The 21,589-nt window shown below is 71.9% G+C and carries 19 protein-coding genes and 1 pseudogene; 6 read left to right on the top strand and 14 right to left on the bottom strand.

Annotated features, from left to right (window positions below; genetic code table 11):
- Positions 1 to 154: 154 nt before the first annotated feature.
- Positions 155 to 1,879: a metallophosphoesterase gene (locus ABNF97_RS20960; RefSeq protein ID WP_130461667.1), complete on the top strand. Its 1,725-nt coding sequence runs from the start codon at positions 155 to 157 to the stop codon at positions 1,877 to 1,879.
- A gap of 18 nt (positions 1,880 to 1,897) precedes the next feature.
- Here the strand turns inward: ABNF97_RS20960 and ABNF97_RS20955 are convergent, their stop codons facing one another.
- Both ABNF97_RS20955 and ABNF97_RS20950 read right to left on the bottom strand, forming a co-directional pair.
- Positions 1,898 to 2,089 carry a DUF397 domain-containing protein gene (locus ABNF97_RS20955; protein WP_349339489.1) on the bottom strand — a complete coding sequence of 64 codons (192 nt, stop codon included), beginning with the start codon at positions 2,087 to 2,089 and terminating at the stop codon, positions 1,898 to 1,900.
- Complete coding sequence (locus tag ABNF97_RS20950; protein WP_349339488.1) at positions 2,086 to 2,871, bottom strand: helix-turn-helix domain-containing protein; 786 nt, start codon at positions 2,869 to 2,871, stop codon at positions 2,086 to 2,088. The genes ABNF97_RS20955 and ABNF97_RS20950 overlap by 4 nt, the downstream gene beginning before the upstream one ends.
- A 379-nt stretch (positions 2,872 to 3,250) precedes the next feature.
- Here ABNF97_RS20950 and ABNF97_RS20945 point away from each other — a divergent pair, with 379 nt between their 5' ends.
- Positions 3,251 to 3,490 (top strand): hypothetical protein, encoded by a 240-nt coding sequence (locus ABNF97_RS20945; protein ID WP_349339487.1) that lies wholly within the window; start codon positions 3,251 to 3,253, stop codon positions 3,488 to 3,490.
- Positions 3,491 to 3,492: 2 nt separating this feature from the next.
- A complete protein-coding gene (locus ABNF97_RS20940) occupies positions 3,493 to 3,783 on the top strand; it encodes a hypothetical protein (RefSeq protein WP_349339486.1) in 291 nt (96 codons plus the stop codon).
- Here ABNF97_RS20940 and ABNF97_RS20935 read toward each other — a convergent pair.
- From ABNF97_RS20935 to tmk, 8 genes and pseudogenes are all read right to left on the bottom strand, one after another.
- A complete protein-coding gene (locus ABNF97_RS20935; RefSeq protein ID WP_349339485.1) occupies positions 3,780 to 4,634 on the bottom strand; it encodes a PSP1 domain-containing protein in 855 nt (284 codons plus the stop codon). The genes ABNF97_RS20940 and ABNF97_RS20935 overlap by 4 nt on opposite strands.
- A gap of 101 nt (positions 4,635 to 4,735) precedes the next feature.
- The gene (locus ABNF97_RS20930; protein WP_349339484.1) at positions 4,736 to 5,896 is read right to left on the bottom strand and encodes a hypothetical protein; all 1,161 of its coding nucleotides are present in this window, start codon (positions 5,894 to 5,896) and stop codon (positions 4,736 to 4,738) included.
- Between the two features lie 50 nt (positions 5,897 to 5,946).
- A complete protein-coding gene (locus tag ABNF97_RS20925; RefSeq protein WP_349339483.1) occupies positions 5,947 to 6,825 on the bottom strand; it encodes a hypothetical protein in 879 nt (292 codons plus the stop codon).
- Positions 6,826 to 6,897: 72 nt separating this feature from the next.
- Positions 6,898 to 7,578, bottom strand: a complete 681-nt coding sequence (locus ABNF97_RS20920) for a hypothetical protein (RefSeq protein WP_349339482.1) — start codon at positions 7,576 to 7,578, stop codon at positions 6,898 to 6,900.
- Positions 7,578 to 7,883 (bottom strand): hypothetical protein, encoded by a 306-nt coding sequence (locus ABNF97_RS20915; RefSeq protein WP_349339481.1) that lies wholly within the window; start codon positions 7,881 to 7,883, stop codon positions 7,578 to 7,580. The genes ABNF97_RS20920 and ABNF97_RS20915 overlap by 1 nt, the downstream gene beginning before the upstream one ends.
- Positions 7,884 to 8,210 (bottom strand): YbaB/EbfC family nucleoid-associated protein, encoded by a 327-nt coding sequence (locus ABNF97_RS20910; protein WP_130465769.1) that lies wholly within the window; start codon positions 8,208 to 8,210, stop codon positions 7,884 to 7,886.
- Between the two features lie 210 nt (positions 8,211 to 8,420).
- Positions 8,421 to 9,812, bottom strand: coding sequence for a DNA polymerase III subunit delta' (locus ABNF97_RS20905; protein WP_349339480.1), 1,392 nt, complete (start codon positions 9,810 to 9,812; stop codon positions 8,421 to 8,423).
- Positions 9,813 to 10,080: 268 nt separating this feature from the next.
- Positions 10,081 to 12,040 (bottom strand): annotated as a pseudogene (gene tmk, locus ABNF97_RS20900) (dTMP kinase); the annotation flags it as partial.
- 400 nt (positions 12,041 to 12,440) lie between these two features.
- On the opposite strand from tmk, the gene ABNF97_RS20895 reads away from it, so the two are divergent.
- Positions 12,441 to 13,661 carry an alanine racemase gene (locus ABNF97_RS20895; RefSeq protein ID WP_130461656.1) on the top strand — a complete coding sequence of 407 codons (1,221 nt, stop codon included), beginning with the start codon at positions 12,441 to 12,443 and terminating at the stop codon, positions 13,659 to 13,661.
- 48 nt (positions 13,662 to 13,709) lie between these two features.
- Here ABNF97_RS20895 and ABNF97_RS20890 read toward each other — a convergent pair whose 3' ends face one another.
- Complete coding sequence (locus tag ABNF97_RS20890; protein ID WP_349339479.1) at positions 13,710 to 14,354, bottom strand: TetR/AcrR family transcriptional regulator; 645 nt, start codon at positions 14,352 to 14,354, stop codon at positions 13,710 to 13,712.
- 195 nt (positions 14,355 to 14,549) lie between these two features.
- Between ABNF97_RS20890 and ABNF97_RS20885 the strand changes: the two genes are divergently transcribed.
- Positions 14,550 to 15,872: a D-arabinono-1,4-lactone oxidase gene (locus ABNF97_RS20885; protein WP_130461655.1), complete on the top strand. Its 1,323-nt coding sequence runs from the start codon at positions 14,550 to 14,552 to the stop codon at positions 15,870 to 15,872.
- 172 nt (positions 15,873 to 16,044) lie between these two features.
- Entirely contained in the window at positions 16,045 to 16,956 is a 912-nt protein-coding gene (locus ABNF97_RS20880) for a GNAT family N-acetyltransferase (protein WP_130461654.1), read from the top strand.
- A gap of 6 nt (positions 16,957 to 16,962) precedes the next feature.
- Here the strand turns inward: ABNF97_RS20880 and topA are convergent, their stop codons facing one another.
- The 3 genes from topA to ABNF97_RS20865 form a co-directional block, all read right to left on the bottom strand.
- Positions 16,963 to 19,842: a type I DNA topoisomerase gene (topA, locus tag ABNF97_RS20875; protein ID WP_130461653.1), complete on the bottom strand. Its 2,880-nt coding sequence runs from the start codon at positions 19,840 to 19,842 to the stop codon at positions 16,963 to 16,965.
- A 360-nt stretch (positions 19,843 to 20,202) separates the two neighbouring features.
- Positions 20,203 to 20,925 (bottom strand): hypothetical protein, encoded by a 723-nt coding sequence (locus ABNF97_RS20870; RefSeq protein ID WP_349339518.1) that lies wholly within the window; start codon positions 20,923 to 20,925, stop codon positions 20,203 to 20,205.
- Complete coding sequence (locus tag ABNF97_RS20865) at positions 20,922 to 21,464, bottom strand: hypothetical protein (protein WP_130461651.1); 543 nt, start codon at positions 21,462 to 21,464, stop codon at positions 20,922 to 20,924. Before ABNF97_RS20865 ends, ABNF97_RS20870 begins: the two co-directional genes overlap by 4 nt.
- Between the last annotated feature and the right edge of the window lie 125 nt (positions 21,465 to 21,589).

The following is a 21,589-nucleotide window of genomic DNA, read 5'->3' as shown; positions in this document are numbered from 1 at the left end:
ACGACACCGGGCGCCGGCCCGGCTCGGGGGTTTCCCGGTGGGTACCCGGGCAGGGCGGCCGGAAGCGGTCGGACCTGGCGAAACCTCGCGCCAGCGCCGGATCGGTCAGCGGGCGGACAGTACCACGACGGGCGCCCCGACTAGGCTGCCATCGATGACCGATCACCAGGCGCCGCCGGTCCCGGCGCAACCGGCGGCCCCACCCCGGCCGGGCAGCCTCGACCCGAGCGAACTCGGCTTCACCCCGCAGCGCCCGGTGCCCTGGCTGGCGCCGCTGCTGCTGGTCAGCACCGGGCTGCGTACCCTGCTGGCGCTGCTCTTCGGCGCGTACCTCGACAAGCGGGAGTTGCAGAACTCGCTGCCCAGCACGGTGACCCGGCAGGTCGGCCCGGACGGCGACCTGTGGCTGGACTTCGTCGCCGACCTCGGTGACGGGTTCAACGCCACCTACTCGGTCGCCTATCTGCTCACCCGCCCGGAACTGGAGGTCGACGGGCACCGGCTGCCGCGCGGCCAGATGCTGCTGATGGGTGGCGACCAGGTCTATCCGACGGCCAGCGGCGAGGCGTACGAGAACCGGTGCAAGGGCCCCTACCAGGCCGCTCTGCCGCAGCCGCCGGCCGACGGCCCGCCCCCGGCGCTCTACGCCGTCCCCGGCAACCACGACTGGTACGACGGCCTCACCGCGTTCCTCCGGCTCTTCGTCCGCTCCCGGGACGACAACGTCGGCGGCTGGCACACCCCGCAGGGCCGCTCCTACTTCGCCGTGGAGCTGCCGGCCGGCTGGTGGCTGTTCGGGCTGGACGGGCAGTCCGGGGTCTACCTCGACGACCCGCAACTGCGCTACTTCGAGGAGGCGGCGAAGGGGCTCACCGCCGAGTCACGGGTGATCATCGCCGTGCCGGAGCCGAGCTGGGTCAAGGCCGTCGACAAGCCCGACGAGTACGACACCATCGACTATTTCCTCCGTACCGTGATCGCGCCGACCGGCGCCCGGGTCCGGCTGCTGCTCTCCGGCGACCTGCACCACTACGCCCGGTACACCGGACCGGACCGCACCCTGGTCACCTGCGGTGGCGGCGGCGCCTACCTTTACCCGACCCACAAGCTGCCGGGCCGCATCGAGGTGCCGCCGAGGGACACCCTGGTCCGCCGGGCCAGCACCAGCCAGTCGTACGATCTGGCCGGGCGCTATCCGGACGCGGCCCGGTCCCGGCGGTACGGCTGGGGCATCTTCGGCCGGCTGCCGCTGCGTAACCCGGGTTTCGCCACCCTGCTCGGCGGGCTGCACACGCTGTTGATGCTGGCCATGGCCGGCGTGGTCGCCCCGCGCTCCGAGGCGGCGGCCCAGCGGTTGTTCAGCATCCCGCTGGCGATCATGCTCGTCGTCACGCTGGTCGGTGCGGTCTTCTTCGCCAAGCCGCCCAGTGCGAGCGGCAAGCGGCACGCCCGGCACTGGATCCTCGGGCTCTGTCACGGCTTCGGGCACATCGGGCTGGCCGCCGCCGGCACCTGGCTCTGGCTCCAGCTCTTCTTCCACGCCTGGCCGTGGCCGCTGCCGGTGGTCGCGGCCGCGGTGGTCTACGGGCCGATCGCGGGGCTGGTCGCCAGCCAGCTCACCGCGCTCTACCTGCTGGTCGCCGGCTCGTTCGGGGTCAACCTCAACGAACTCTTCGCCGGGCAGGGCATCGAGGACGCCAAGTGCTTCCTCCGGCTGCACATCGCCGCCGACGGTACGCTCACCGGCTATCCGATCGCGGTGGACCGGATCTGCCGGCGCTGGCAGGCCGAGCCGGACGGTACCCCGGACGCCGCCTGGCTGACGCCACGCCATCCACTGCCGTTCCGGCTCGCCGAACCGCCGTTCACACTCCGCTGACCCGGCTGTCGGGACCGGTCAGGCGTGCCGCTTCGCCAGGCTGACGAAGGCGCGCCACCGCACGGGATCGAAGGTCAGGAGCGGCCCGTCCGGATCCTTGCTGTCCCGCACCAGTACGCGGCCCGCAAGATTGTCAGCCACCTCGACGCAGGCTGACCCGTTCGAGTTGCTTCGGGTGCTCTTGCGCCAGGCAGGCCCAACGGTGCTCATAGCTCGTTCACCAACTTCATGATCAGGGCTCGGGATTGGCCGCGCGGCAGGGCGACCGCGGTTACAGCCTGCCAGGAGCGTTCGAGAGCGGCAACACGCCCTGGCTCGGTGATCAGCCGGCCCTCCACCTGGTCATCGACATATCCGACCGTTGTTTCGTTGGGCAGGCTCGCGAGCATGAAAGGCCCGTTCTCGCCCGGGTAGTGCTCGGCAGAGTGTGGGATCACATGCACGAACAGTCGGCTACGGTCACCCATCTCTACAAGGTGGTGCAGCTGTTCCTTGAGGACAGCCCGGTCACCGCGCTCTCCAAGAGCGTTCTGGTCGATCGTGAACTGACAGACCGGGGGATCCTCTCGCCCGAAAACCGCTGCTTGGCGCTCAAGCCTGAGTGATACGTGTTCCTCAGCTTGTGCCTCGGTCAACAGGCCGCTGGTAAGGATCTCCCGCGCGTACGCCTCGGTCTGTAGCAGGCCAGGGATGATCGCTGATTCGTGCCATCGGATCGCGGTAGCCTCACGCTCGATGTCCGGCCAGGGTCGGAACCACTCAGGGGGCGCAGCCTTCCGCGCGTCGGCCGCCGTGCCCTGCACCAGGTCTCCGCTGCCGAAGAGGTTGTCAAGCTGCCTGGCCGTGTCTGGCATCGGCACCAGCCGGGCGGTCTCGAACTTGGCAATCAACGATGCACTGACGCTCAAGCGTTCGGCGACCTGCTCCTGCGTCATCCCGCTGTTGATGGCACGTAGGAACTTCAGGATTCGCGGGACACCATTCTGACTCATGTCTTCCCGATTCTTCTCGCTGATTCCCGAACTCGGACTGTTGGATGCGACGTGTCATCAGTCTTTCGTCACCACGGTGTCTCGTCCAGGGTGGACGGCAGACGGAGGGCAGTCGGTCTACTGACCTTTCGGGGTGTGCCCGCAAAACGCCCCGAGTGGACCGCCTCCGTCGAGGGGCGGGGACCTGCTCGGAGGAAATGGGGTCCCGCCTTCAAGAATCTCCGATACCAGAGAGGTGATCCCGATGGCGCTGGAAAGGCGACCGCCACACCGACGGGACTGGCGTCGACTCTGGCTGTACTGCCGGTGCGGCCATCGCTGGATCTGCCCGGATTCCGCGATACGGGCCCCGAAGCCATTCACGCCCTACATCCGGCCGATGACCGACGAGGAGTACCGGGCCGGCATGCGGGCCTCGTCACCCGTACCCGAGGTCGTGCTGCGCCTGGACCCGATCGTCCCGCCGCCGGCCAGCCCTCGGACCCGGTCCACCAACGATCCGTTCTGGAACTCGTTGTCCGGTCGACACCACACCGGCGGCGCCCCGAGACCCGCGCAGACCTACCGGGGCCGCTACGGCGAACGGCGGCCCCGGGCCGAGCGAGTCGGCCGGAGGTAGCCGTGATCGGGCCGCAGGAGCGGTGGTACCGGCACATGCGACGGCTCGCCCAGCGGCGCTACCCGGCGGGTCGGCACACCCCGGCACGGTCATACCGTTGCCGGACCTGCTCGGATCCCTGGCCGTGCGCGCCGGCCCGGCTGGCCCTGCTGCTCGGCTTCAAAGGCGACCGGGTGGGGCTGATGATGTACCTCGGCGTGCACCTCACCCGCGCACTGCAGGCAATGCCCGACACGCATCCCGCGCTGATCGCCGGACAGATCCTCTACTGGGTTCCCCGGCGCCGGTGCTAGTCGGTCGTCGTCGCGGGGCGTGAGTCGTACGCCCGACGGGGTCCGCAGACGTCGGCCAGTGCGCACCGGCTGACGGATCCGTCGGAGAGCTGCCGAACCGTCACCGTCTCGCTCGGGACGTGCCGGGACACGACCTTCGCCTGGCCGGCCGGCGTCTGGACCCGCTGCCCCGGGCTCGGATAGTTGCCGCTGTTGGCATAGAGCGGATGCTCGTACTTCAGGCAGCACATCAGCCGACCGCAGGCGCCGGAGATGCGCAGCGGGTTGAGCGGCAACTCCTGGTCCTTGGCCATCCGGATGGTCACCGGTTCGAAGTCGGTGAGGAAGGTGGCGCAGCAGAGGTCACGCCCGCAGGAGCCGATGCCGCCCTGTACCCGGGCCGAGTCCCGGGCGGAGAGCTGGCGCAGCTCGACCCGGCAGTGCAGCGTGGCACCCAGGTCGCGGACCAGGGACCGGAAGTCGACCCGGTGCGGCGCGGTGAAGTAGATGGTGATCCGCGACCCGTTCGACCCGCCGCTCGCCGTCGACTCGATGACGCAGTCGACGGCGACCACCTTCATGGGGAGCTTGTGCTCCCGGATCAGCCGCTTCGCGGCGACCTTCGCCTCGGCCTTCCGCTTGCGCAGCATCTCGTCGCGGCGCAGGTCCTCCTCGCTGGCCAGGCCGGCGAGCCGGGGAAAGCCGCTGGTGTCGTCGGAGACCCACTGCGCGGCCCAGACGCACTCCGCCACCTCGGTCCCCTCGTCGGTGGGGACCAGCACCCGGTCGCCGACCGCCGGCCGCAGCTCGCCCGGATCGAGGTAGTAGAGGCGGCCGTAACGGTTGAAACTGACCGCGCACAGCATGCCCATGGGCTCACCCTATGACGGATCCGACCATCCGCCGAGTCGCGTGGACGGGCCGACCGAGATTCCACGCCTGACGACCACTGACGGGCGGCCGTGACGACGACTCAGGTGAGTGGGAGGGTGCTTCGGTCGACGCGTTGCACGAAGGCCGGCTTCCGCGCGTGCTCCAACCGGAGCGCATCGAGACGCCGAACGAACTCGTCGGTCCGCCCATCCCGCTCGCTGAGCGCGTGCAGATCCTCCAACAGCGCCACGGCCGCGTCGTACCCGCTGGTTTTCTTCGCGGCAATCAGCTCGCCGACCTGCCGCCAGGCCCGCTCCGAGCCGCCTGCCGCCAGGGCGTCGAGGCGTCGCTCGCGGGCGAGCGCCGCCGCACGTTCCCGGCGGGTCTGCTCCTCCGACGCGTCCCGCTCGGCCTGGAGTATCCGTTCAGCTCCGCGTACCTCGGACGCCACCCACAGTTCGGCCACGGTGCGGCGTCCGGCCTCGCCCGTGCCATCGTCGGATGTCGCGGCCCGGAAATCCCGCAGCAACTCTGCCTGTACGCCGCCCGCACCGCCCTCGGCGACGCGCAGCAGCAGGTCATCCTTCTTCGCGGTCGGCAGTTTCCGCAGCCAGCGGGCTAGTTCCGCCGACGACTCGGGGCGTTCGACCCGGGTCGGGCTGGCCTCGGCCGCGGCGGCGAGCAGGTCACGGTCGATGCGCAGGAAGTCGACGAGGGAATCCAGCGCCCCGCTAAGCTCGCCCAGACCCGGCGGCACGGGCGGCTCCAGGTCGTCCTCGTCGACATCGTCGCGGCCGACACTCAGTAGCCAGGCCAGATAGAGCAGTCGTAGGTCGCCGGAGGCCAACTCGGCGCGGGCGGGAACGATGGACGCCAGCAGCCCTTCGCCGTCATCGTCCTCCCAGTCCCACTCCTCCCCGTCGTTCTCGTAGATCAGATCGAGGATGACGTGGTCGTCTGTTGCCCACACCGAGGCCGAGCCGCCCCAGCAGTACTGTTCGGCGGTGGTGAGATCGAGCGAACCGCTGGGCAGCCGAAGCATCAGGTGACGGGTGCCCCAATTCGCGAGGTAGAGGAACGCGTCGTAGTACTCCTCGACAAGCTCTCGGGGATCACCGCTGAAGTTGCCCCAGTTGTAGCTGTTGACGAAGCTGGTCGGGGTGATCGTCGCCCGGGTCGAGAATGACCGTACCTCGGCCATCTCCCGCTTGCTCAACGGCCGGTCAACCGCCAGGAACTCGTAGTACTGGTATTCACTCACCGCAGGAGGTTATCGAGCTGTATCGTGCCCGCGTCGGCCGGTCGGACTATCTATCCGCTGACGACATCCTCGGCGGTGACGGCGGTGACGGCGCGGCGCAGCCAGATGTCGAGTTGGGCCAGGTCCGTACACGTGAGGATCTGTTCGCGGACGGCCTCGGAGACGGGCACACCTCGCGTCTCGAGCACGGTCAGCACCGCTCGGCCTTCTCCTCGGGCCTCTCCTCGGGCCTCTCCGTGAGCATCAACCTCGCGCAGCAGCTCACTACGGAACTCGGAGCCGACGGTGGTGCTCATGTAAGCCTCCCAACGTGCACGGGGCGCTCGCGGCAACCCTGCCAGGACTATGTCATAGTACAAGATTGCTCTTTTCGGGCCGAGCGCTCGCAGCGCCTCCGCCAGCGCCGGGAACACGGCGTCCACGTCTGCGGCTGTGCCGTGGCAGATCGCCGACAACACCGCCAGCGCCGGATTGGCCCGAGCCAGGTCCACGTCGACGACCAGCGGCACATCGCGCGGCGTGAAGATGAACGGCCGCAGCGGCAGGCTGAGCCCTTCGAACTCGAACATGCCCCGGTACCGACGGGCGATCGTGGGGTCGGGGCAGTAGACCACCAGCGCGGCGTTGACCTTCAACTCGGCTTCCAGCTGAGCGACGTAGAGCTTCCACATCCACCGCTTGCGGGAATCCCAGCCGCGCTGGATCTCCAGCACCACCGCGAGCACCGGCTCGTCGGTCGCGTCGCAGAACAGCAGCATGCCGTCGGCATGGTACGTACGCGGAACCAGCACCCGCACGTCGGTGGGTTGAGCTCGGGCGTGGTGGTAGTCCGGCACCTTGACGTCGAACAGGTTCGTCAGCAGCCAGGTCAGCAGACCCGGGTCCAGCCTTACCAGCGCGATCGGTGACTCGTGCTCTCCACTCGGCATGGCGGCAGAGTACGGGGGGTGTATGACAAGCTCCGCTGAGTGATCCGACGCCGGTGCCCGACGACGTCGCCGTCAGAGGGAGATGCGCCCCCCGTCGGGGCGTACGACGGGGACCTCCGGGGGGCGGTGGTCGAGCAGGTCCAGCTCCGCCGCCCAGTGCCGGGGCAGCTCCTCCGCCCGGTCGTACGCCTCGTCGACCGTGGCCAGGATCCGGGCGCCGATCTCGGCCGCGGCCGCCCCGACCGGCAGTCCTACCGGCCCGGCAGCCCACGGCGCCGGCTTGGACCCGCCGGCCGGGGCGGTAAGCACGGCCACCGCCTCCGCCGAGCCGAGCACGTCGGCGAGGGTACGGGCCAGCGCGTACCGGGTGTCGGCGATCCACCCGGCCACCGCTTCGGCGTACGCGGTCGTGGCGTCGGCCCGGCCCGCCTGGCCGGTCAGGTGGCCCGCCAGTCCACGGCGGTGTGCCGCGTACGCCTCGGCGGCCGGGCCCTGCCACGAGCCGGCGGCGGAGAGCGCCGCCTGGGCCTCGCGGTAGGCCCGGCGCAGGTCGGCGTCAACCCCACCGGCGGCGGCCAGCGCCCCGGGCCGCAGCCCGAGCACCGCCCGCACGGCGTCGCCGGGCAGCACCCGGAGCCGGCGCAGCAGCGGCCAGATCCGGTGCCCGTCCGGCGCACCGGCGACCGCGAGGATGTCGTCGACCCGCCCGGAGAGCGCGACGGCGGGCTCGGCGAGCTGGTCGAGGACGTCCATCACGCCTCCTCCGGCCGCCGGTGGTGGGCCGCGGCGTCGCTGTCGGCGTATGCCGCCTCGGCGATCCGCAGCGCGGTGCCGGTGTCGGCCAGCCGCTCAGCCGTGGCCAGCAGTTCCCGGGCCCGGTTGTCGAGCGCGGCCGACCACTGCCGGTGCAGGATCCCACCGACCTCGCCGAGTCGCCCCGGCCCGTCGGCGCCGAAGGCAGCCTCGTCCGGCCCGGCGTACCGCAGCCGGCGGGCGAGGTCGGCGAGGCTGCCGCCGGTGACGTCGAGCCGGCCGGCCAGGTCCCGGAGGCCGTCCACTCATGCCTCCGTCAGTCGGCGGTACTCGCCGAACGTCTCGGTGTACAGCTTCTCCCGGGCCCACCGGGCGGCGTCGTCGGCTGCGGCGATGGCGGCCCGGACCGACCGGGCCAGGTCCGGTCCGGTACGCACCTGCGGCGCGCCCAGGAACCGTACGTCGCCGATCGACCCGTCGGCGGTGACGATCAGCTCGACCAGCCCGTCCGGGGAACGGACGGTCACCTGCACCCGGCGGATCGCCTCGTCGAACTCGGCCTGCAGCGCCTCGATGCGCCGGTAGCGCTCGATCGCCTCCTCGACCCACGACTGGTCGATCTCCCGCGCCACCGGCAGGTCCTCCGCTTCCGGCTCACCGAACGTGCCGCATTCGCTGCGTTACGGCACCGAACCGTACCGGGCAGCCCGTCCCAAGGGAACCCTTCGTCCCAAGATCTCCCTGATCAGGACGGAACCCCCCAGCGTCCGGCGAATCAACGGCCAGCGAATCAGCCGCCGACGAGTCAACGGCCGGCGAATCAGCCGCTGGCGGAGCGCCGCTCAGCCGCGCCAGAGGGCCAGCATCATCGCCTCGACGGCGATCCTCGGCTTCACGTTGGTCTCGATCGCCGTACGGCAGCCGAGCACCGCCTCCAGCCGGCGCAGGGTGCCCTCGGCGGTCCACTTCCCGGCGGCCGAGCGGGCGGTCCCGGCGACGTCGGTGTGCACCGGCTCGACCGGGGCACGCAGCGAGATGGTCAGTACGTCCCGGTAGAAGCCGGCCAGGTCGACCAGGGCCCGGTCCAGCGCGTCCCGCTGGGCGCGGGTGGCTCGGGATTTCTGCCGGCGTTCGAGGTCCTTGAGCTGCCCGGCGGCGCCCCGGATCGCGCCCGCCGCGCCCCGGCCGGTACCCCCGGCACCGAGCGCGGTCTCCAGCGCGGCCCGCTCGGCCGCGTCGGCCTCGACCACCGCTGCCGCCGCCTCGGCCTCGGCCGCCTCGATCAGCGCGGAGGCGGCGTCGAAGCAGGCGCCGACGCCGGTCAGCTTGCGCGGCAGGGCCAGCACGGCCTCGCGCCGCTTGCGCGCCTCCGGGTCCCGGGCCAGCCGGCGGGCCCGGCCGACGTGTCCCTGTGCCGCCGCTGCCGCCCAGGCCGCCACGTCGGGCGCGATGCCGTCCCGGTCCCGGAGTACGGCCGCGACCGCCTCGGCAGGCGGCTGGCGCAGCGTCACCACCCGGCACCGGGAGCGGATGGTCACCGAGATGTCGTCCGGGTGCGTCGACGGGGTGCAGAGCAGGAAGACGGTACGCGGCGGCGGCTCCTCGATCGCCTTGAGCAACGCGTTGCCGGCCGCCTCGGTGAGCCGGTCCGCGTCCTCGATGACCAGCACCTGCCAGCGTCCCCCGCTCGGCGTGCTGGCCGCCCGGAGCACCAGGGTCCGCATCTCGCCGACCCCGATGGAGAGCCCTTCCGGCACTACGAACCGTACGTCGGCGTGCGTCCCGGCGAGCGTCGTGTGGCAACCGGTGCACTCGCCGCAGCCGGTGCCCCGGAGGCACTGTAGTGCGGCGGCGAACGCCCGGGCGGCGACCGACCGACCGGAGCCGGGCGGCCCGGTGAAGATCCAGGCGTGCGTCATCGCGCTGCCTGCACCGGCCGGGTCCGGAGTACCGCCGGCTCGGTCGGCCCCGCCCGCCGGGGCGTCGACCCCGCCCGCCGGGGCGTCGACCCCGCCCGCCGGGGCGTCGACCCCGCCGGTGCCATCGGCGGAGACCGCCTTGGCGACCCCGGCAGAGACCGCCTCGGCGGAGACCGTCTCGGCGACGTCGGTGACCTGGACCGTCTTGGCGACATCGACGGCGGCGGCCCTGATCGTCTCCGCGGCGGCGGCGGCCCGGCGGAGCAGGTCGACCGCCTCGGGCTGGCCCACCAGGTCGGCGAAGACCTCGGGCATCAGGGCCGCCGTTCGAGTTCGAAGCCATCCTGCGGCCGCACCGGACTGCCGGAGTCCGCCGCGCCACCGGCGCCGTCCTGTCCGGCGTGACCCGGCCCAGCGTCCTCGGCCGGCCGGCCCGGCCGGCCCACCAACCGGAGCTCCGTCTCGACCTGCCGTTCCGGCTGCGCCCGCGGCTCGGATCCGGATCCGGATAACTCCGGTCGGCCCGAAGTGTCCGGCGGGCTCACCGGCGCGGGGTGGCCGGACGCGTCCGGGTCGGCGAGCATTCCGGTGACCCGCTCGGCCACCGCCGCCGCCAGCTCGTCGGCCGGTCTGGAGGCGTCCAGCACCAGGTAGCGCTTCGGGTCGGCGGCGGCGAGGTCGAGGAAGGCGTACCGGACCCGGTCGTGGAAGTCGATCGACTCGGTCTCCAGCACGTCGGGGTCACCGCCCCGGGCGGCCACCCGGGCCAGGCCGGTCCGGGGCTCGATGTCGAGCAACACCACCAGGTCGGGCTTGAGGCCGCCGGTGGCCCAGGAGGAGAGCCAGGAGACCTCATCGACCGGCAGGGTCCGGCCGGCGCCCTGGTAGGCGAGGGACGAGTCGACGTACCGGTCGCTGACCACCACCGCGCCCCGGGCCAGGGCCGGGCGGACCACCGTGGCGACGTGGTGGGCCCGGTCGGCGGCGTAGAGCAGTGCCTCCGCCCGGGGGGCGAGCGCGTCCGGGCCACTGGTCCGGCCGAGCACCAGGCCGCGGATCTGCTCCCCGACCCCGGTGGCACCCGGCTCCCGGGTCACCACCACCTCGTGGTGCTGCCGGCGCAGCGCCTCGGCCAGCTTGTTCACCTGGGTCGACTTGCCCGCACCCTCACCGCCCTCGAAGACCACGAAGGCTCCGGCCGAGGCGAACGGCTCGGCCGGGAAGAGCGGGCGTCCCCGGATCGAGCCCCAGAGGTCGGACAGCACCGGTACGCCGGGTTTGTCATCCATCTGGCGGAACGCCTTGATCCCGGTGAGGATGCCGGCCGCCCCGGCGACCAGCAGCAGCAGTCGGGTGGAGGAGACCGAGATGCCCAGGTCGGCGATGCGCAGTTGCCGGGAGCCGCCGACGCCGACCAGCAGGCTGCTCACCGAGATGGCCAGGATCAGCACGAGTCTGGTGCCGGTCTGCACCACGGCGAAGACCCGGCCGCGTACCTCGTCGGCGATCTCCCCGCCGAGCAGCGTCGTACCGGAGAGGAAGGCCATCCCGGCGCCCGCGCCGACCAGCACCGCGCCGAGGATCGCCATGGAGAGGTGGATGGAGCCGGCGAGTACCAGCACCGAGGCGCTGGCCAGCACGATGCTCATGCCGAACCAGCGCCGCCGGGACATCTCCCGGACGATCATCGGTCCGAGCCCGATCCCGAGCGACAGGCCGAGGAAGATCGCGCCGAAGAGCAGGTAGAACGCCGCGTCGCCGGCGGCCAGCGACTTGGTGAAGAAGTTCGCCGTACCGATCACCACGCCGCCACCGGCGAAGGCGCCGAAGATGCCCAGCACCAGGCCACGGACCAGCGGGGTCTTGCCGATGAACCGCCAGCCGTCGACGAACTGGCGCAGGACGCTCTGTTCGACCTTTCCGATGCTCTCCCGACGGCCGCTGCGGCCGCTGATCTCCCGGATGCCGAAGAAGACCACCAGCGCGGTGGCCAGTCGGCTCAGGGAGTTGAAGTAGAGGGCCAACTGGGTCGGGTCGGCCCAGCCGGGCGGCGGACCGCTGGAGGCCGCCCGGATGCTCCGGTCCAGTACGGCGATGCTGACCGCGGCGAGCACCGGGGTGACCCCGTACGTGGTGATCAGGGTGAGCTGGTTGGCCATCTCCAGCCGGGACCGGGGGATCAGGTTCGGTACCGCGGCCTCCTTGGCCGGGATCCAGATCAGCGTGACCGCCTCGATCAGGAAGGTGGCGATGGCGGCCCAGCCGACCACCAGGCCACCGCCGACGTCCAGCAGGGCGGCGAGCGGGATCGAGGCGAAGAGCACGAACCGGAGCAGGTCGCAGATGACCATCGTGTAGCGCCGGTCGAACCGGTCGGCGAGCACTCCGGCGACCGGGCCGAGCACCAGCGCCGGAAGCAGCCGGACCGCGATCACGGCACCGAACGCGAGACCCTTCGCGGTGTCCCCGCTGACCTGGCTGGAGGCGAAGATCGAGGTGGCGAGCAGGCCGAGCCAGTCACCGAACGAGGCGGCGCCGAGCACCAGCCAGAGTCGCCGGAACGGGCGGATCCGCATGACCGAGCGGAGCGCCTGGTAGCCGGTCCGGTCGACCGGACCGGTGGCGGCGGGAGGCACGGGCGTGGACGTGGGCGGCGGCGACTGCGCTGTGCGCTCCGCGCTCCTGTCGTTGTCGTCGATGGCCGTACCCCTCCGCGCCCCGGCCCATGGCTGGGCTCCCCCGAGCACACTCTAGTGGCGGTACGGATCGGCTCCGACCCCGACATTCCCCGGAGTCGGGGCTTAGGGGGCGGTGGTGGAGCTCCCGGTGGGTCGAGTCGTCGATCTCCCGGTGGGTCGATGGTGCCGCTACCGGTGCCCCGCACGCCACACCGGGGTACGCGAGAGAGTTTCGCATTATCGCCGGGAGCGTTAGCGTGCTCGAATGACCACCGAACGCGACAAGCTGCGCCGACGCCTGGACCGGGCGACGGCACATCTCGAACCACCCTTTGCCGTGGTCGACCTCGACGCGTTCGACGCCAACGCCCGCGCCCTGACCGGCCAGGCCGGGGAGAAGCCGCTGCGGATCGCCAGCAAGTCGCTGCGCTGCCGGGCCCTGCTCGGCCGGGCGCTGGCCGGACCCGGCTGGGCGGGCGTGCTGGCGTACACCCTGGCCGAGGCGATCTGGTTGGTCCGCAGCGGCGTGACCGACGACGCGGTGCTCGGCTACCCGACCACCGACCGGCAGGCGCTGGCTCAGCTTGCCGCCGACCCGGAACTGGCCGCCAAGATCTGTCTGATGGTGGACAGTACGGCGCAACTCGACCTGGTCGACGCGGTCGCCGCCGCCGGCACGCGGGCGGAGATCCGGCTCTGCCTCGACCTGGACGCCTCCTGGCGGCCGATGGCCGCCGCCCTCGGCGGACGGATGCACGTCGGCACCCGCCGCTCACCGGTGCACTCGGCCGCCGAGGCCGGCCGGCTGGCCGGCACGATCGCCCAGCGGCCGGGCTATCGGCTGGTCGGCCTGATGGGCTACGAGGCACAGATCGCCGGGCTCGGTGACGCACCGCCCCGGCAGGCCGTCCGGGGTGCCGCCATCCGGCTGCTGCAACGCCGGTCGTACCGGGAACTGCTGCACCGGCGCGCGGCGGCGGTGGCGGCGGTACGCGAGCACGCCGACCTGGAGTTCGTCAACGGCGGCGGTACCGGCAGCGTCGCGCTGACCACGGCGGACCCGGCGGTAACCGAGATCACCGCCGGGTCGGGCCTGTACGGGCCGACGCTGTTCGACGCCTACCGGAGCTGGCGGCCCCGACCGGCGGCGTTCTTCGCGCTGTCGGTGGTCCGCCGTCCCGCCGCCAGGATGGTGACCCTGCTCGGCGGTGGTTGGGTGGCCTCCGGGCCGGCTGACCGGACCCGGCTGCCCACCCCGTGGCTGCCGCCGGGTCTGCGGCTGACCGGCACCGAGGGCGCCGGGGAGGTGCAGACCCCGGTGACCGGTGCCGTCGCCGCGTCACTGCGGGTCGGTGACCGGGTCTGGTTCCGGCACGCCAAGGCCGGCGAGCTGGCGGAACATGTCGGGGAGCTGCACCTGGTCGAGTCGGACCGGGTCGTGGGCACGGTTCCGACCTATCGCGGCGAGGGCCGGGCCTTCCTGTGAGCCGCGTACCGGACCTGTCGTAGGGCGGCTGATGGTGCCGGAAGGACGCTACCCGGCCGAGGGGGCGGCGTCGACGTGCCGGTGCAGGTACTCCCGGATCAGCGCGGTCGCCTCGGTCAGCACCTGCTCGTCGCCCTCGGGATCACGCCGGAAGGCCAGCTTGATCAATGCGTCGGCCGCCTCGACCGCGATCTCCAGCGCGAAGCGCAGCCGGGGCGCGTCGCTGGTGCCGAACTGCTCGACCAGCACCCGGGCCAACTGCTCGGCGATGACACCGTTGTTGTCCCGGTCCTCGTCCAGCAGGTGCACGTCGACGACGTCGCCGAAGTGCAGGGTACGGAAGCCGGGCACCCTCCGGTGCATCGTTATGTACTCGTCGATCGCGGCGTCGACCCCGTCCCACCAGTAGGTCAGGTCGCCCCGGGAGAACCGGTCGCTGAGCCGCTCCAGGTACGCCTCCATGTTGCGCAGGGTCAGTGCCTGCACGATCGCTCGCTTGTCCGGGAAGAACTGGTACACCGACCCGATGGCCACTCCGGCGCGCTCGGCGAGCAGGGTCGTGGTCAGCCCCTCGTAGCCGACCTCGTCGACTATCTCGGCACAGGCGTCGAGCATGCGCTGGACCCGGGCGACGCTACGGCCCTGCACCGGTACGCGGCGCAGTGGACCGGATGTGGCGGTTGACGTGGACACTCGTCGCCACTCCCTTTCGACGGGGTGAAGGTTACTAGGCGTCACGGTTTCGAAACGCTATCCGGACTAACGAGCCGAGCGGATATCGGTATTTACTCGCCGTGACGATCCTGATTTACTCGCCCTGGCACACCTTGATACGAGCCTAATTCATGTTTGTCCATCGACGGCCTGGTCAGAGCGAACGGACGGCAGATGAGCGGGCGTACCGCAGCACCCCGAGCCACCTCCTCCTGGTCGAACTGGGCCGGCAACCAACGCGTCGACGGCGACGCGCTGCGACCGTCGACCGTGGACGAGATCGTCGCCACGGTCCGGGCGGCCCGAGCCGCTGGCCGGCGGATCAAGCCGGTCGGCAGCGGCCACTCGTTCACCGCGATCGCCCGGGCCGACGACCAGCGGGTCGATCTCACCGCGCTGACCGGAGCGGTCCGGGTCGATCCCGGCCATCGGCTGATCACGGTACCGGCTGGTGTCACCCTGCACGCGCTGAACGAGGTGCTCGCCGGGCACGACCTGGCCCTGGCCAACCTCGGCGACATCGACGCGCAGACGCTGGCCGGGGCGATCTCCACCGGCACCCACGGCACCGGCGCCGGCTACGGCTGCCTCTCCACCTTCGTCGCCGGGCTGACCCTGGTCACCGGGACCGGCGAGCTGCTGGAGTGCTCCGCCGACCGGAACCCCGACGTCTTCGCGGCGGCCCGGGTCGGGCTCGGCGCCCTCGGTGTGATCACCGAGGTGACCCTGAACTGCGTGGACGCCTTCGTGCTCCGCGCCGACGAACGCCCGGCACCGCTGCCCGAGGTCCTCGCCGAGCTGCCCGAACTGGTCGGCGGGAACGACCACTTCGAGTTCTACTGGTTCCCCTACACCGACCGGGTGCAGGTGAAGGTCAACAACCGGGTACCCGTCGACGACCGGCCACTGCACCCGTTCCGGAGCTGGCTGGACGACGACTTCCTGGCCAACTCCGTCTTCGCCGCGGCCTGCCGGCTCGGCCGGACCGTCCCCGCCCTGGTACCGGCCATCTCCGCCGTCTCCGCGCGGGCGCTCACCGCCCGCGGCTACACCGCCCGCTCCGACCGGGTCTTCTGCACCCCGCGCCGGGTCCGCTTCCAGGAGATGGAGTACGCCCTGCCCCGGGCCGCCCTGCCGGAGGCGCTGGCCGGGCTGCGCCGGGTGATCGAGGAACTGCCGTTCCGGGTGCTCTTCCCGGTCGAGGTCCGGTTCACCGCCCCGGACGACATCTGGCTCTCGCACGGCCACGGACGCGAGTCGGCGTACGTGGCGATCCACCAGTACGCCGGGATGCCGGCCGAGCCGTACTTCCGGGCGTTCGAGCGGATCGCCACCGGACTCGGCGGCCGGCCGCACTGGGGCAAGCTGCACTACCGGGACGCCGAGTCGCTGCGCCCGGCGTACCCCCGGTTCGCCGACTTCCTGGCTGTGCGGGACCGGCTCGACCCGGACCGGGTTTTCGCGAACTCCTACACCGAGCAGGTGCTCGGCCCCTGATCCCCAATCAGCGCCCGTGACGTCCGCCCACCGCCCGGCCGGACAGGGTTCCGGTCCCGACGCCCGGCCGGACACTGTTCCGGTCCCGACGCCCGGCCGGACACTGTTCCGGTCCCGACGCCCGGCCGGAAATCGTTCGGATCCGGGCCGGCCGATGCCGTATACAGGCCTGGTGACGAGCCTGACGCCGCGGATGCGGCCCTACTCGGACGCCGATCTGCCGCGCCTGTCGCAGACCTTCGCCGCCTGGATCGCCGAGGCCGGCCGGTGCGGATACGACCACGTGGGCGAGGTACCGCACCGGATCTACGAGAACCTCCGAGGTCGGCCGGTGGGTGAGCTGGTCCAGCTCTGGGAGTACGGCGACGAGATCGTCGGGCTCGCGATCAACCTGCGCTTCGGTGCCGCCTTCGACGTATTCACCGCCCCCGCGTTGCGCGGCACCGCCGCCGAGGTCGAGATGCTCCGGACGGCGGCGGAAACCACCGGTCGGGCGATGGCCGTCGACGAGCCGTACGTGCTGACCGATGTCTTCGACTGCGACACCACCCGGATCCGGCTGCTCAGCGAACTCGGCTTCACCCGCTTCCGCACCTGGGACGACGTCACCGTCCGGGAACTCGCCGGCCCGGTGGACGCGCCGGTCGCGCCGGAGGGCTTCCTGGTGCGCACCGCCCGGCCGGCCGACGCCGACCAGCTCGCCCGGGCCCGCAACTCGGCGTTCGACGCGGACTGGACCGCCGAACTGTACCGCTCGGCGGTGATGACCGGGCCCGGCTACTCCCCGGACCGGGAGGTCGTCGCCGAGGCCCCGGACGGGCGGATCGCGGCCTTCGCCGTCTACTGGCTCGACGGGCGCAACCGGGTCGGCCACTTCGAGCCGGTCGGCACGCACCGCGACTTCCACCGGCGAGGGCTGGCCCGGGCGGTGATGCTGACCGCGATGCGTCGGATGGCGGCGGCCGGGATGGCGACGGTGACCGTCAACTACAACGCGGACAACCTGCCGGCACAGCGGCTCTACGCCGGGCTCGGCTTCCGCCGCGAACACCAGACCTACGGCTTCCGCCGCCCCCGGCCCTGACCCGGGTCAGTCGGTGGACTCGGCGGTGGCGGCCGCGCGCGGGGCGGCCTTCTTCGCGGGAGCCTTCTTCGCCGTGGTCGCCTTCTTCGTGGTCGCCTTCTTCGCCGCGGTCTTCTTCGCCGCCGCCTTCTTGGCCGGCGTCTCGGCGGTGCCGGTGGCCTTGGCGCTCGCCTTCTTCGCGGTCGTCTTCTTGGCGGCCGTCTTCTTCGCCGCCCGCTTGCGCGGTGTCGGGCCCTTGGCGCGCTTCTCGGCCAGCATCTCCGACGCCTCCTCCAGGGTCAGCGCCTCCGGAGTCTGGCCGCGCCGCAGCGACGCGTTGGTTTCGCCGTCGGTGACGTACGGCCCGAACCGGCCGTCCTTGATCACCAACGGCTTCTCGGTCAGCGGATCGGTGCCCATCTCCCGCAGCGGCGGGGCCGCCGCCCGGCGCTGCCGGGTCTTCGGCGCCGCAAGCAGGGCCAGCGCCTGGTCCAGGGTGACCGTGAAGAGCTGCTCCTCCGACTCCAGCGACCGGTACTCGTCACCGCGCTTCACGTACGGGCCGTAGCGGCCGTTCGCGGCCAGGACCTCGGCACCGTCCTGCGCCACCCCGACCACCCGGGGCAGGGTGAGCAGTTGCAGCGCCTCCGTCATCGTCAGCGACTCCGGCGACTGGGAGCGCAGCAGCGACGACTTGCGCTCACCGCTGGAGACGTACGGACCGAACCGGCCGGACTTGAGCACGATCGGCTCGCCGGTCTCCGGGTGCTCACCGAGCTTGCGCTCCCCACCGCCGCCGAGGAACAGCTCGTGCACCTTCTCCGGGGTCAGCTCGTCCGGCGCGACCCCCTCCGGGATCGGTGCCCGGTCGCCGTTCGCCGCCGCGTCCTCGGGCGGGCCGCCGTCGCCGGTGTCCCGGGCCGCCGGCTCCGCGCCGGGCAGGCTCCGTTGCAGGTACGGGCCGTACCGGCCGACCCGGACCACGACGTCGCGCCCCTCGTCGTCCCGGAAGAGCGGGATCGAGTTGACGCTGCGCGCGTCGATCTCGCTCAGGTTCTCGGTGACCATCTTCTTCAGCCCGCCGGACCGGGCCACCGACTTGTCCCCGCCCATCTCGCTGCCGAAGTAGAACGAGGTCAGGAAGTCCACCGCCGCATGGTCACCGCCGGCGATCTCGTCCAGCTCGTTCTCCATCGCGGCGGTGAAGTTGTAGTCGACGAGCCGGGGGTAGTGCCGCTCCAGCAGGCCGACCACGGCGAAGGCCAGGAAGGACGGGATCAGCGCCTGCCCGCGCTTGAAGACGTACCCCCGGTCCTGGATGGTGGCCATGATCGAGGCGTACGTCGAGGGCCGGCCGATGCCCAGCTCCTCCAGCGACTTGACCAGCGACGCTTCGGTGTAGCGGGACGGCGGCTGGGTGTGGTGCCCGGTCGCGGCCAGTTCCTCGGCGGTCAGCGGCTGGTCCTTCACCAGGTTCGGCAGCCGCCGCTCGGCATCCTCGGCCTCGGCGTTCTCGTCGTCGGACGACTCCACGTACGCCCGCAGGAAACCCGGCTCGGTGATGGTCTTGCCGGTCGCCCCGAAGTCGGCCTCCTCGCCCGCGCTGGAGACCGCCCGGATCCGCACCGAGACGCTGGAGCCGACCGCGTCGGTCATCTGGGAGGCGATGGTCCGCCGCCAGATCAGCTCGTAGAGCCGGAACTCCTCGGCGGAGAGCTCGTTGGCCAGCTCACCCGGGGTGCGGAAGTGGTCCCCGGCGGGGCGGATCGCCTCGTGCGCCTCCTGGGCGTTCTTCACCTTGCCGGTGTAGCGGCGGGGCTCCGGCGGCACGTTCCGCTCGCCGTACAGCTCGGCGATCTGCCGGCGGGCGGCCGCGATGGCCGTCTCCGACAGGTTCACCGAGTCGGTACGCATGTAGGTGATGTAGCCGTTCTCGTAGAGCCGCTGGGCGGTGCGCATCGTCTGCTGGGAGGAGAAGCGCAGCTTCCGGGCCGCCTCCTGCTGCAACGTGGAGGTGATGAACGGCGCGTACGGGCGGCGCCGGTAGGGCTTCTCGTCGACCCGGGTCACGGTGAAGGGCCGCCCGTCGAGGCGGGCGGCCAGGCCACGGGCCCCCGCCTCGTCGAGATGCATCACCGCGGCGCCCGGCTTCACCTGGCCGGTGGTCGGCTCGAAGTCCTTGCCGGTGGCGATCCGGTCGCCGTTGTACGCGACCAGGGTGGCGGAGAAGCTGCGTGGCCCGTCGGCGGCGCCGCGTACGGCGAGAGTGGCCAGGATGTCCCAGTACTCGGCGCTGCGGAACGCCATCCGCTGCCGCTCGCGTTCGACCACGATCCGGGTGGCGACCGACTGGACCCGGCCGGCGGAGAGTCCGGAGCGGACCTTCCGCCACAGCACCGGGGAGACCTCGTAGCCGTAGAGCCGGTCCAGGATCCGGCGGGCCTCCTGGGCGTCGACCAGGTCGCGGTCGATCTCGCGCGGGTTCGCCACCGCGGCCTGGATGGCCTGCCGGGTGATCTCGTGGAAGACCATCCGCTTGACCGGCACCTTGGGCTTGAGCGTCTCGACCAGGTGCCAGGCGATGGCCTCGCCCTCGCGGTCCTCGTCGGTGGCGAGGAAGACCTCGTCCACCTCCTTGGCCAGCCGGCTCAGCTTGGTGATCTGCTGCCTGCGGTCGGGCGACACGACGTAGAGGGCGGCGAACCCGTTGTCGACGTCCACGCCGAGCCGGGCCCACGACTCGCCCTTGTACTTGGCGGGCACGTCGTCGGCGTTGCGCGGCAGGTCACGGACGTGACCCAGGCTGGCCTCGACGACGTATCCCGGGCCGAGATAGCCCGAGATCGTCTTGGCCTTCGCCGGTGACTCGACGATGACCAGACGGGTGCTCCTGGCGTTGCTCGGCACGTCTCTCCTGACCTCAATCACGATCTTCCCCCTGCGGACCGCCCTGTCCGCGCCCGCCGCCGGGGCCGGATCGGCCGCCCGATGGCCAGACGTCCAACGTAACGCGCTCCCCGTCCCGGGGGTTGCGCGGCCCGAGAAGAGCACCGCTACGCTGCGGTGACACCGGGTGCGACCGCCGGGACGGGCGGTCATGCCGGACGGCGACACCGTACACCCATGGGCGATCTGTGCGGGACCAACCGGACGGATCATGCCCCACTCAGCGAGCCGCCAATCGGATTATCCGAACAAATCTGACTTGCGGCTGTCCGGGATGCGACACCGGTCGATCGGTCCGGCGGGTTCCCCCATCGAGGGTACTCACCATGTTGCGCCCGGCCACTGGCCCGGCGGCGCGGTCGGTGGGCGGTCACCCACCAACTCCGCCAGCCGGGCCAACCGACGTCGCCCGGTGATCCGGTACGCCGGACCGCCCGCCCCGGGGTCGAGCAGTACCGCCGGCAGGCCGATCGCGGCCAGCGCCGCACCGACCGGCTCCCGGCACGCCTCGTCGGCGGCGCCGAGTCGCAGCACGAAACCGAGCGGCTCGGGGGTGCCCGCCGCCGCCACCCAGAGCCGCAGCCGGGGACCGGTCAGGAAGAAGTTGCCGGGTGGCCGCTTCACCGTGCCGCGCAGCCAACCGGCGGCCAGCGGAGCGAGCAGGGTGCTGTAGGAGGTCTGCACCCGGTGCTGCTCCGCCACCCGCCCCAGCCAACTGGCGGTCAGCCCCCGGCGGGCCAGCTCGGCGACGAGGACGTGCACCCGCCAGGCGGCGTCCACCACCAGGGCGATCCGGGCCGTACCACCCATCCGGACCAGCTCACCCGGCCCGGCCAGCAGCCCGGCGAGGTCACCGACGGACGGCTCGGTGGCCTCCACCCCGAACAGCGAGAGCTGTCGCACCGGTGGGCCAGGCGGTTCCCCGGGTGGGCCAGGCGGTTCCGCGGGTGGGCCAGGCGGTTCCGGCGGCGGGTCGGGCGGCTCGGATGGCGTGCCGGCCGGGTCGGGCGACTCGGCCGGTACGGGCGGGACAGGGGGCCTCAGCGACACTCCGGAACCTCGTCGAAGGCCCGTCTCAACTCCACCGAGTCCAGTTCGCTGGTGTCGAGCGAGCTGGCGTCGTACTCCTCGTTGAGGGTGTCGACGGCGGCCTTGACGCCGTCGTAGAACTCGCTGGCCTGTCCGGTGCCGAGTGCCTCGATCGCCGCGCCGGCCCGGCCGTAGGCATCCCGGACGGCGGTCAGCGACGCGACGAAGCCGCGGGAGACCGCCTCACCCTTCTCGGTGTCCGGTACGCCGGCCGCCTCCACCTTCTGCCGGGCGGTCTCGCTGGCCCGTTCGGCACCCCTGAGCAGCCGGACCAGGTTCTCCTTGGCCTGCGCCGGACTGGTCTGCGCGGTCATCTGCTGTTGGGTGCTCCGGGTCAGCGTCCCGATCTCGGCCCGCCACGGGGCCAGTGCCGCGCAGACCGCGGCGGCCCAGGCCTGTGGGGTGGGTCCCCCGGCGCAGCCCCCGAGGAGGAGGGCGATCGCGCACAGGGCCGCCACGAACCTACCGGCGGATGCCGTGCGGGGGGTACGCATGCGTTGCAGCGTACGGGTTGGAGCCGGCTTCGCGAGGGGGTGGTTTCGCCGGGTCACCGCCAACCCACCTGACCATCCGAGCCGACCGGGGTGGTCGCCGGTCCGGAAAAGCCGGACCCGGGCCG

This window comes from Plantactinospora sp. B6F1, from assembly GCF_040120695.1.
GTDB lineage: Bacteria > Actinomycetota > Actinomycetes > Mycobacteriales > Micromonosporaceae > Plantactinospora.
This window is presented reverse-complemented; position numbering and strand designations above follow the sequence as displayed.